The 8,183-nt window shown below is 68.4% G+C and carries 9 protein-coding genes; 4 read left to right on the top strand and 5 right to left on the bottom strand.

Annotated features, from left to right (window positions below; translation table 11 throughout):
* A partial coding sequence (locus AC1DIN_RS08430; RefSeq protein WP_476809366.1) for a DNA translocase FtsK occupies positions 1 to 261 on the top strand: 261 nt, incomplete at its 5' end.
* Positions 262 to 282: 21 nt separating this feature from the next.
* Here AC1DIN_RS08430 and AC1DIN_RS08425 read toward each other — a convergent pair.
* Positions 283 to 1,053 (bottom strand): DUF899 domain-containing protein, encoded by a 771-nt coding sequence (locus AC1DIN_RS08425; protein WP_476809365.1) that lies wholly within the window; start codon positions 1,051 to 1,053, stop codon positions 283 to 285.
* Positions 1,054 to 1,162: 109 nt separating this feature from the next.
* Here AC1DIN_RS08425 and AC1DIN_RS08420 point away from each other — a divergent pair, with 109 nt between their 5' ends.
* Complete coding sequence (locus AC1DIN_RS08420; RefSeq protein ID WP_476809364.1) at positions 1,163 to 2,383, top strand: helix-turn-helix domain-containing protein; 1,221 nt, start codon at positions 1,163 to 1,165, stop codon at positions 2,381 to 2,383.
* Between the two features lie 34 nt (positions 2,384 to 2,417).
* Positions 2,418 to 3,056, top strand: a complete 639-nt coding sequence (locus AC1DIN_RS08415) for a Vgb family protein (RefSeq protein ID WP_476809363.1) — start codon at positions 2,418 to 2,420, stop codon at positions 3,054 to 3,056.
* A gap of 7 nt (positions 3,057 to 3,063) precedes the next feature.
* Here the strand turns inward: AC1DIN_RS08415 and AC1DIN_RS08410 are convergent, their stop codons facing one another.
* The gene (locus AC1DIN_RS08410) at positions 3,064 to 4,227 is read right to left on the bottom strand and encodes an amidohydrolase (RefSeq protein WP_476809362.1); all 1,164 of its coding nucleotides are present in this window, start codon (positions 4,225 to 4,227) and stop codon (positions 3,064 to 3,066) included.
* A gap of 100 nt (positions 4,228 to 4,327) precedes the next feature.
* Positions 4,328 to 5,221 carry a LysR substrate-binding domain-containing protein gene (locus tag AC1DIN_RS08405; protein ID WP_476809361.1) on the bottom strand — a complete coding sequence of 298 codons (894 nt, stop codon included), beginning with the start codon at positions 5,219 to 5,221 and terminating at the stop codon, positions 4,328 to 4,330.
* A gap of 128 nt (positions 5,222 to 5,349) precedes the next feature.
* Here AC1DIN_RS08405 and AC1DIN_RS08400 point away from each other — a divergent pair, with 128 nt between their 5' ends.
* Entirely contained in the window at positions 5,350 to 6,054 is a 705-nt protein-coding gene (locus tag AC1DIN_RS08400; RefSeq protein WP_441471575.1) for an SDR family oxidoreductase, read from the top strand.
* Between the two features lie 39 nt (positions 6,055 to 6,093).
* Here AC1DIN_RS08400 and AC1DIN_RS08395 read toward each other — a convergent pair whose 3' ends face one another.
* Together AC1DIN_RS08395 and cheB are read right to left on the bottom strand one after the other, a co-directional pair.
* Positions 6,094 to 7,122 (bottom strand): GGDEF domain-containing response regulator, encoded by a 1,029-nt coding sequence (locus AC1DIN_RS08395; protein WP_476809360.1) that lies wholly within the window; start codon positions 7,120 to 7,122, stop codon positions 6,094 to 6,096.
* Positions 7,123 to 7,132: 10 nt separating this feature from the next.
* Positions 7,133 to 8,155, bottom strand: coding sequence for a chemotaxis-specific protein-glutamate methyltransferase CheB (gene cheB / locus AC1DIN_RS08390; RefSeq protein WP_476809359.1), 1,023 nt, complete (start codon positions 8,153 to 8,155; stop codon positions 7,133 to 7,135).
* Positions 8,156 to 8,183: the final 28 nt, after the last annotated feature.

Here is an 8,183-nt window from a genome sequence, read left to right as displayed (position 1 = left end):
GAGGACGGCGCGGTGTTCGACAAGACCGGCATGGGTTCGGTCGACAGCGACGACCCCTATGAGCAGGCGGTCGCCGTCGTGCTGCGCGACAAGAAGGCCTCGACCTCCTACATCCAGCGCCGCCTCCAGATCGGTTACAACCGCGCCGCCTCCATCATGGAGCGCATGGAGAACGAGGGCATCGTCGGTCCCGCAAACCACGCCGGAAAGCGCGAGATCCTGGTCGATGGCGCGCGCCCGCCGCGCGACGAGGAAGAGTGACCCGGCAGCGCCGGCCCGCGCTTACGAAGCGGTCTCGTAGCGGTCGTGGTGACGCCACCACGGCCCGTTCTCCTCGTTGCGGCCCTTCGGGGCGCGGTCGAGCCAGGCATACATCGCCCAGATGCCGTCCACGCCGCGCGAATAGGCGGAGTAGGTATGGTAGATCGCGCCATCCTCGCGGATGAAGGCGCTCATCCCAGGGCGCTCGCGATGATAGGCCGGGACATCGGTGCCAGCCATCGCCGCGAAGCTACGCTCGACAGCGTTGCCGCCCGAACGCCGCTCGAATTTCGGCTGGTGCCGGAAATTGTAGTCGAATCCCGTGGTGCGCTCCTGCTCCTCGGTGAAGGAGACGTTGAAGTCGAAATTGAAGTTGCTGTCGCGCGATGAGGCCCAGGGGAAGCTCCAGCCCATCCGCTCGCGGAAGGCGAGGAGCTTGGCAAGCGGCGCCCGCGACACAGCCCAGAGCATCACGTCGTGATGGGCGAGATGCGTCGCACAGCCGTTGAATCCGTCCGCGATCGCCGAGCAGGACGGGCAGCCCGCCTCATAGTCCGGGCCGAACATGAAATGGTAGACGAGAAGCTGCGAGCGCCCACGGAAGAGGTCGGCTAGCGACGCCTCGCCTTGGTCGGTCTCGAACCTATAATCCCGGTCGATCCTGACCCAGGGCAGGGCCTGCCGCTGTCGCGCCAGCGCGTCGCCTTGGCGCGTATACACCTTCTCCGCCTCAAGCAGAGCGATCCGTGCCGCCAGCCATTCCTCGCGCGTTCCGATACGATGTGTTGTCATCGCGCTTCGCTCCTGTCGCCGGATGTCCCGCGCCGCTCGCTGCGGCGCGCTGATCGGTGCTACTGCGGAGAGAACGCGGGAAGGGAGTGACAAGTTTGGCGGGATTCGCATGGATTCGCTGATCACCGCCGCGGGGCGGGCCCTTGCCTCGGGCGACCCGCTGGGCGCCCTGAACCGCGTCGCCCTGCGCGAAGACCCGCCTGCGCTGGCCCTGCGCGGCATCGCCATGGCGCAGCTCGGCGATTTTCCGCGGGCCAAGCTTCTGTTGCGCCGCGCCGCGCGGGGCTTCGGTGCGCGCGAGGTTGTCGCGCGGGCCCGCTGCGTGGTCGCGGAGGCCGAGATCGCCCTGGCCTCGCGCGATCTCGTTTGGCAGCCGCGGCGACTTTCGGGAGCGGCGGCGGTGCTGGAGACCCATGGCGACCGCGTCAATGCCGCCCATGCGCGCTATCTCGATATCCGCCGGCTCGTGCTGATCGGCAGGCTCGATGCGGCGGAGCAGGCGCTGGCGGCGATGGACTCCGCGCTGCTGCCGCCGGCGCTCCAGGCCGTGCACGGCCTCGCGGCCGCAGGCATCGCCCTGCGCAGGCTGCGCGCCAGCGCAGCGCGGGAAGCTCTCAGCACCGCGCGCGACGCGGCACGGCGTGGCGGCATTGCCGCCCTGGCGGCCGAGGTGGACGGGGCGTTTGCCGCCTTGGAGGCGCCGGCGGCGCGGCTGATCGCAGGAGGAGCGGAACGCACCCTGCTCCTCGACGACATCGAAGCTCTGCAAGGCTCGGCCGCATTCGTCGTAGATGCCTGCCGCTATGTGGTGCGCGACGCTCGGGCCGCGGTCTCTCTGGCGACGCGCCCAGTGCTCTTCGCCCTGGCGCGAGCGCTCGCGCAGGCCTGGCCCTCCGATGCGTCGCGCGAGGTGCTGATCGCAGGGGCCTTCGGGTCCCGGTTCACGGATGAATCGCATCGCGCCCGGCTGCGCGTCGAGATCGGGCGGTTGCGCGCGGCGCTGCGGCCCATCGCAAGGCTGGCTGCCACGCGGGACGGCTTTGCGATGACGCCGCACCGTGCCGCCGAGGTGGTCGTATTGGCGCGCCCTGTCGAGGAGAAGCACGCGGCGGTGCTCGCCTTTCTCGCAGATGGCGAGAGCTGGTCGAGTTCGGCACTCGCACTGGCTCTCGGTGCCAGCCAGCGCAATGTCCAGCGCGCGCTCGAAGAGCTGGCTTCGGCCGGAAAGGTGCAGTGCTACGGGCAGGCGCGGGCACGGCGCTGGACGATGCCGGCCATCCCCGGTTTCGCGACGAGCTTGTTACTCACGGCGCCCTGGCGCGGCGGCTAGGGTCGAACCGTCAACATCCTTCCGGAGCAGAACCGTGACGGTATCCAAGGCAGAGATCATCCGCGAATACGGCCCGTTTCCGGGCGTCGACAAGGTCCATGGCGTGAGCTTCGATGGCGAACGCGTCTGGTTCGCCTCGGGCGACCGGTTGAATGCCCTCGATCCCGCGAGCGGGAAGGTGGAGCGCGCACTCGACGTGTCCGCCCATGCCGGAACGGCCTTCGACGGCCGTCACCTGTTCCAGATCGCCGAGGATCGCATCCAGAAGATCGATCCGCTGACAGGAACCGTGCTTTCGACGATCCCGGCGCCCGGCGGCGGCGGTGATTCAGGCCTGGCCTGGGCCGAGGGCGCGCTCTGGGTCGGCCAGTACCGGGATCGCAAGATCCACCAGATCGACCCGGAGACCGGCAAGACGCTGCGCACCATCGAATCCAACCGTTTCGTCACCGGTGTCACCTGGGTCGACGGCGAGCTCTGGCACGGAACCTGGGAAGGCGAGGAGAGCGAGCTGCGCCGGATCGACCCGGCGACGGGCGAGGTGCTGGACAGCCTCGCCATGCCTGCGGGCGAGGGCGTGTCGGGCATGGAGTCGAACGGCGACGACCTCTTCTTCTGCGGTGCGCCCGGGAAGGGCACGGTTCGTGCCGTCCGCCGGCCGAAGCGGAATTGAGACCTCCTCAGCCGGGAGGGAGCCTGCGGCGCGCGATGGCGGCGTGATAGCGCGCGCCATGGATCAGCCCGCCATCGTCGAAGTCGTAGCGAGGATTGTGCAGCGGCGCGGAATCCTCGCCGTTCCCGACATAGGCGAAGCAACCCGGCACATGATCGAGGAAGCGGGCGAAATCTTCCGACCCGGTCATCGGCTCGCGCGCGACGGAGACGTTGCCATCGTCGAATACCGTGCGCGCAGCTGCGAAGGCCTCCTGAACCATCGTCTCGTCGTTCACCAGCGGCACGAATTCGCGGGTGTAGTGCAGCTCGGCGCTGAGATTGTAGCTCTGCGCCGTGCCCTGCGCGATGATCCCCATCTGCCGCTCGATCTCGGCGCTGACCTCGGGGCGGAAACTGCGGGCGTCGCCGAGGATGCGCGCGGTCCCGGGCAAGACGTTGCGGGTGCCGTCGGTCAGCAATTCCGTCACGGAGACCACGGCGATATCCGCCGGGCTCAGACGCCGCGAGACGATGGTCTGCAGGCTGGTGACGAGCGCGCAGGCCGCGACCAGAACCTCGTTGCCGGAATGCGGCCTTGCGGCGTGCCCGCCCACGCCCTTCAGCACGATCTCGAAATTGTCCTCCGCCGACATGAAAGGCCCGGCGCGGGTCTGGAACTGCCCGATGGCGAGGCCCGGCATGTTGTGCAGGCCGTGGACCTCGTCGAAGGGGAAGCGTTCCATCAGCCCGTCGGCGATCATGGCGAGCGCGCCCTTGCCCCATTCTTCCGCCGGCTGGAACAGGAAGCGCACCGTACCGTCGAAGCCGCCTTCGGCTGCGAGCAGCTTGGCCGCGCCGAGCAGCATCGTCGTGTGCCCGTCATGGCCGCAGGCATGCATCACCCCGGGCGTCTGCGAACGATACAGATGATCGCCCTGCTCGTTGATGCGCAGTGCATCCATGTCGGCACGCAGCGCGACCGCGCGGTTGCCGCTGCCGCGTTTCAGCGTACCGACGACGCCGGTGCCGCCTACGCCTTCGACTACCTCGTCGAGCCCGAACTCGCGCAGCTTCGCGGCGACGAATGCGGCCGTCCCCGCCTCCTCGAAGCCGAACTCGGGGTGGGCATGCAGATGCCGCCGCCATGACGTCATCTCGGCCTGGAGTGCATCAAGATCGAGTTCAGGCATGGTCGCGGCCCCGCTGGTCTGTCGGCCATATGGATAGGGTAGGCGGCGCGAAAGAGGCGCTGCAATCCGGCACGCGGGATGCAAGTTTGTTGCGCCTCCGTCAGCGTGCTCCGGCGGCCTCGGTCAACCAGCTGCGCACGGCTGCGACCGGCTCCGGGTGCCGGGCGCGGCGCGGCGACAGGATGTAGAAGCCGGCCTCGATCGGCAGCTCGGCGCCGAAGAGTGAGACGAGCCGTCCGCGCGCGAGATCGTCATCGACGAGGAAGCGGCTCGTCAGCGCCAGGCCCTGGCCGGCGATGGCGGCGTCGAGCGCGAGCGCTGTCTGGTTGAAGCGGATGTTCTGGACTGGCTTCGGCGCGGCGCCGGGGAAAACGGCCTCCAGAAACGCCGGCCAGAAATCATGACCGTCGTGCAGCAACGGGTAGCGCGCGAAGGTGCTCGGCTGTGCGGGATCGCCGAGCTTCTCCAGCAGGAGCGGGCTGCCGACCGCGATGATCCTCTGTTCGTAGAGCAGCGCGGCGTTGAGCCCCGCTCCGAAGGGCGGCCGCCCGAGCCGGATGGCCAGATCGACCGCATCCGTTCGGAAATCGGAGAGGCGGTCGGTGGCGACGATGCGCAGATCGATGCCGGGATGGGCGGCGGTGAAATCCGGCAGGCGCGGGATGAGCCAGCGCGAGGCGAAGCTCGGCGTCACGCTGATGGTCAGATGCAACGGTGCGGGCCTGAGTTCCGCGGTTGCGTCCGAGATCAGATCGAAGGCCCGGCGGACGGAGCCGATGTAGCTGCGCCCGGCCTCCGTGAGCGCAAGCGTCCGCGGCAGCCGCTCGAAGAGCTTGAGGCCGAGCTCCGTTTCGAGCTGACGGATCTGCTGGGCGACGGCGCCTTGGGTCACGCCCAGTTCCTCTGCAGCCAGGCGGAAGTTGAGGTGGCGTGAGGCGACCTCGAAGACGCGCAGGCCGTTGAGCGAGGGCAGGCGATGGACGCGGCCGGTCATGCGATAGTTTTTCTACAGGCCGATGCGAGTGAAACTGGTTCGTCAGGCCGGGTTGGGAGTGATAGGAAAGTGGTTTAGCCCTGGAGTGCGCCGCCCGATAGTGCGGCGCAGTGGCGATGGAGACAAGCATGGCGACAGAAAAAGTGGCTCTCGTCACCGCAGGCGGCAGCGGCATGGGCGCCGCCGCGGCGAAACGTCTGGCGGCGGACGGCTTCCGGGTCGCCATCCTGTCTTCGTCCGGCAAGGGCGAAGCGCTGGCGCAGGAACTTGGGGGGATCGGCGTGACCGGCTCCAACCAGTCGAACGACGATCTGCGCCGGCTCGTCGATCTCGCGATGGAGCGCTGGGGGCGCATCGACGCTCTCGTCAACAGTGCCGGCCACGGGCCGCGTGCTCCGATCCTCGAGATCACCGACGAGGACTGGCATCGCGGGCTCGACGTCTATCTGATGAATGTCATCCGCCCCGTGCGGCTGGTGGCGCCGATCATGCAGGCACAGAAGGCCGGTGCGATCGTCAACATCTCGACGGCTTGGGCTTTCGAGCCGAGCGCGATGTTCCCGACCTCGGCCGTATTCCGTGCCGGGCTGGCGTCGTTCACCAAGATATTCGTCGACACTTATGCGGCCGACAACGTCCGCATGAACAACGTGCTGCCGGGCTGGATAGACAGCCTGCCTGCGACCGAGGAGCGGCGCCAGGGCGTGCCGATGCGGCGCTACGGGACGAGCGCCGAGATTGCCGGCACCATCGCCTTCCTGGTCTCGCCGGACGCCGGCTACATCACCGGCCAGAACCTGCGCGTCGACGGCGGCATCACCCGGTCGATCTGAGACCAAGCGGTTGCAAACCCGATACCGGGGCTGCGTCAGCTAGCCGCCATCAGCTGGCGTGGCCTCCGGGAACACCGCACGGTCCCGCCCGCCGTTCTTCGCGCGAAACAGTGCGAGATCGGCTGCGTTGACGAGGCCGCCCGGGCCAGCTTCGCCGTTCGGCCAGGCGGTCGCCACGCCGACGCTGATCGTCACTCGCCCCGCACCATGGGGGATGTTCAGGTCGCGCACGCCCTGGACCATGCCCTCCGCCACATGGGCGGCGCCTTCGGCCGACACATCGGTCAGGATCACGACGAACTCCTCGCCGCCGAAACGGGCGGCGAGATCGGTCGCGCGACAGGCGCCGTTCTGGATCACGCCCGCCACCTGCTTCAGCACGTCGTCGCCGGCGAGATGGCCATAGGCGTCGTTGTAGCGCTTGAAGTGATCGACATCGATCATCAGCACCGAGAGCGGGCTGCCGGTCCGAACGCCGCGTTTCCACTCCGCCGCGAGATACTCGTCGAAATAGCGGCGGTTGCCGAGCCCGGTCAGCCCGTCGATCCGTGTCAGGCGCTCAAGCTCGAGATTGGCGCGCATGAGCTCGCGCTGGCTTTCGCGCAGCGCGCGGTATGCCTCGTCGCGCTGGAGGTGATCGATATAGGCGCGGGTGTGGTAGCGGATGCGCGCGATCAGCTCGATCGTGTCCGGCAGTTTCACCAGATAGTCGTTGGCGCCTGCCTGGAAGGCCTCGCTCTTGATAGCCGGATCTTCCTTGGTCGAGAGCACGATGACCGGCACGCTGTGGAGCGCAGGGTGCTTGCGATAGCGCCGCACCAGATCGAGCCCATCCACGCCGGGCATCACCAGATCCTGCAGGATGACGGTCGGCTTGACGCGCTGGGCGACCTCGATCGCTTCCAGCGGGTCTGTGCAGTAGTGGAAGTCGACGTCGCCATGATGCATCAGCGCCCGCCGGACCGCCTCGCAGACCATGACCTGATCGTCCACGAGCAGCACCATCGCCAGATAATTGTCGGTGGGGAGGGGGGCGTCTGGTGCGGATCGGTTTGGTTCGCCTGCCATGATGGACCTTTTAGAGAGCCGGCTTGCCACAGACCTCGACGAGGCGCGGCGCGATCGCGGTCAGGGGCAGAATTTCCGAGGCGGCGCCGATGGCCGCAGCTGCCTTGGGCATGCCGTAGACGGCGCTGGTCGCTTGATCCTGCGCGATTGTCAAATGGTGCTTGTCGCGCAGGAGCTTCAGTCCGCGCGCGCCGTCCCGCCCCATGCCGGTGAGCAGCACGCCGACCGCGCTGCCGCGCCATTGCTGTGCGACACTCTCGAAGAAGGCATCGACCGAGGGGCGGTAGGCATAGTCGCGCGGCTCCGCCCGATAGCCGAGCTCGTCCGCCGACGTGAAGACGAGATGGTCGCCGCTTGCCGCGATCAGCACGCTGCCAGGCACTGGCCGGTCGCCTTCCAGGGCAGGGCGCGTCGTGATCCCGCTCTGCTGTTCGAGCCAGCTTGCGAAACCCGGCACGAATTGCGCGTCGAGATGCTGGACGAGGACGATGGCCGGCGAAAAGCCCCGCGGCAGCCCGGTGAGCAGAGTGGCGACGGCGGCGGGACCGCCGGCGGATGCTCCGATGGCGACGAGCTGCCGCGTCGAGGTGCTGCGCGGAGCTGGCGGGCGGGGTCTGGGTGCCCTTTGCGGCATGTCGCCGGCGAGGCGGGCGACCGCCGCCATGCGCGCCAGCAGCGCGCCGCCCGAGGCGGAGGCGGCGCCATTCGCGCCCACGACGGGGATGTCGACGGCGTCGAGCGCGCCGTAGCCCATCGCATCGTAGACGCCGGAGACATTGGCATCCACGCTGGCGGTGACGAGCAGGATCGGGCAGGGGGTCTCGGCCATGATCCGCCGGGTGGCTTCGACACCGTCCATGACCGGCATGTTGAGGTCCATCAGGATGAGATCGGGGCGGTCGCGCCGGGTGGCCTCCACGGCCTCCGATCCGTCGATGGCGACCCAGGCGACCTTGTGCTCGGCGGTCGAGGTCACGATCCGCCGCAGGACTTCGACGGCCATCGGCAGATCGTTGACCAGGCCGACTCTCATGGGAGATCCTTCATCGGGGCGCTCAACC

The organism is Allobosea sp. 05T438, from assembly GCF_056396025.1.
This window is presented reverse-complemented; position numbering and strand designations above follow the sequence as displayed.